Annotated in this window: 2 protein-coding genes and 1 pseudogene; 2 read left to right on the top strand and 1 reads right to left on the bottom strand. The window is 73.3% G+C overall.

The features are described 5' to 3' along the window. The first annotated feature begins 195 nt into the window (after positions 1-195). Positions 196-690, top strand: a complete 495-nt coding sequence (locus ETD96_RS43500; RefSeq protein ID WP_240808646.1) for a DUF6230 family protein — start codon at positions 196-198, stop codon at positions 688-690. A gap of 5 nt (positions 691-695) precedes the next feature. Then, positions 696-1,844: a DUF6114 domain-containing protein gene (locus tag ETD96_RS43495; protein WP_138642309.1), complete on the top strand. Its 1,149-nt coding sequence runs from the start codon at positions 696-698 to the stop codon at positions 1,842-1,844. Here ETD96_RS43495 and ETD96_RS45605 read toward each other — a convergent pair. Next, positions 1,754-2,134: pseudogene (locus ETD96_RS45605) on the bottom strand (hypothetical protein); the annotation flags it as partial. The gene ETD96_RS43495 and the pseudogene ETD96_RS45605 sit on opposite strands and share 91 nt — an antisense overlap.

Below are 2,134 nucleotides of genomic sequence, written 5' to 3'. Positions count from 1 at the left end.
CACGCCCGCCTTGCCGATGGAGGTGCCGGTCATGTAGGCTAGGCCGCCCGCGGGCCGCGGCGGCCGGCGCTGCTCGCCTGGGCCAAGGCGCACCCGAACAAGCTGGAGTACTCCGCCCCGGTCGGCCGCGTCCGCTGGAAGCGGTTCGCCGCCCTCGCCGTCCCCGCCGCGATCGGCGCGGGCGCCCTCGCCTTCATGACCGCGCAGGGCGCGATCGCCTCCTCCTTCGCCGTCTCCGGCGGCAGCTTCAAGGTCAGCGCCGACTCCCTCACCGGGCAGGGCTTCGTCCAGTACGGCGGGGTCGACACCGGCAAGGACGGCGCGAAGCACCCGGTGCAGATCTCCGGGATCAAGTCCGCGCAGATCCGCAACATGTGCCAGTCGGTGAAGGTCGGCCCGTTCACGCTGCGGCTGACCGCCGGCACCGGCTCCAAGCCCGTCGAGGCGTCCGACCTGGTCCTGGACGTGGAGCAGCTGAACGCCGACGCCACGTTCTCCAACATCGAGATCGGCCGGGACGCCAGCACCCTGGACAAGGGCCCGAACGGTGCCCAAGGCCCGGCGGGCATGTTCGGCCAGCAGGCGTCCAGCATCGAGCTGCGGAACGTCAAGCAGGTCGCGTGGGCCACCACCGCCGGCACCTTCAAGCTGAGCGACCTCAGCATGAAGCTCGGCGACGAGTGCTTCTGAGAGCCATGGACTCCGACGGAACCTCCGGATTCCGCCGCTGGCGGCGGACGCGCCCCTTCTGGGGCGGCGTGTTCGCCGTCCTCGGCGGCCTGGAACTGATCGCGATCCCGCTCGCGCCGCTGCCGCTCGTCGTCCACCAGGGCATGGCCGGGGTGGCGAGCTGGCTGATCGGCGCGCTGCTCGTCACGGCCGGCGTGCTGATGTGGGCGCAGCCCGCCCAGCGCAGCTTCTACGGCGTCCTGGCCGTGCTGCTGTCGCTGGCGTCGTTCCTCACGTCCAACTTCGGCGGGTTCTTCGTCGGCCTGCTGCTCGGCCTGGTCGGCGGCGCCCTCGGCTTCGCCTGGTCCCCCGCCGCACCCGCACGGCCCGCGGCGCCCGCGCCCCGGCGGGCTCGGCACGGCGGGCGGCTGACCGCCATCGCGCTGCCCGCCGCGCTGGGCCTCCCGCTGCTCGCCCCCTGGCCCACGCCGCCCTTCGGGACGGCGCCCACGACACCCACGGCACCCACGGCCCCCATGGCGACGCCCAGCCCGACGACCGCTCCCAGCACCGCCCCCACCGCGAAGCCCGCTCCGACGCCCGCTCCGACGACGAGCACCAAGGCGGCGACCTGCCCGGACGTCCCTTCGAACGGCGCCGGGCTGTCCCAGGAGCAGCTTCGCAACCTGCTCCAGAGCCTGCGGTCGAGCAAGGACCCGGCCTGCCAGGCGAAGGACGGGCAGGCCGCATCCAAGCAGGCCGCCGGCTCCGGGACGCGGCTCTACACCGGCGCATCGACCCTGCGCGCCGACTCCCTGACGATGTCGGGGCTCAGCTATGACGGGGTCGCGTCACTGCCCTCGGCGGGCGGGACGGTGAAGGCGCTGAAGTTCAGCATGTCCAAGGCCGTCCTGAAGAACGTGGACCAGACGACGTCCGCGCGTGGCGGGGCCGCGTCACGCACGCGCACCCCCAACCTCACGCTGACCGGCGACGTCGTCATGTACACGACGAAGATGTCGTCCAAGCTGCTCGGGATCCCGCTGACCTTCACCCCGGAGAGCCCGCCGCCGCTGACGCTCCCCTACATGGTGATGACGGACGTGGTGTCCGAGCAGCCGTCGGTCACCGCGAACGGGGCGCAGATCACCGGGCTCGGCATCGGCGCCGCCTGAGCGTTCGAACGCAGCTTGCCGCGCAGGATGAACGCCCCCAGCAGCACCGCGGCCACGACGAGGATCACCGCGACCGTGACGACCAGCACCGTCCGCTGACGCTCACCGCCCGCCGCCCCGGCCGGGCGCGGCGCCGGCGGAGGCTGCGGCTGCTGCCAGTTCGCGAACTGCTGCGGCTGCTCCCACGGCGGCGGCGTCTGCGGCGGACCGTTCGGCCTGGACGGGGTGTTCGGGCTGGTGGGCGGCGGCGCCCACTCGGTCTCCAGTAAAGTCCGCGCGTTGCGCTCCCC

Origin of the sequence: Actinomadura geliboluensis (assembly GCF_005889745.1) — a bacterium.
Taxonomy (GTDB): domain Bacteria; phylum Actinomycetota; class Actinomycetes; order Streptosporangiales; family Streptosporangiaceae; genus Spirillospora; species Spirillospora geliboluensis.
The sequence above is the reverse complement of the archived record's forward strand: the minus strand, read 5'-3'. Positions and strand labels throughout refer to the sequence as shown.

Excerpts from the sequence above, each read along its gene's own strand:
- ETD96_RS43495 (WP_138642309.1), top strand. The coding sequence starts at position 696 with ATGGACTCCGACGGAACCTCCGGATTCCGCCGCTGGCGGCGGACGCGC.
- ETD96_RS43500 (WP_240808646.1), top strand. The coding sequence starts at position 196 with ATGACCGCGCAGGGCGCGATCGCCTCCTCCTTCGCCGTCTCCGGCGGC.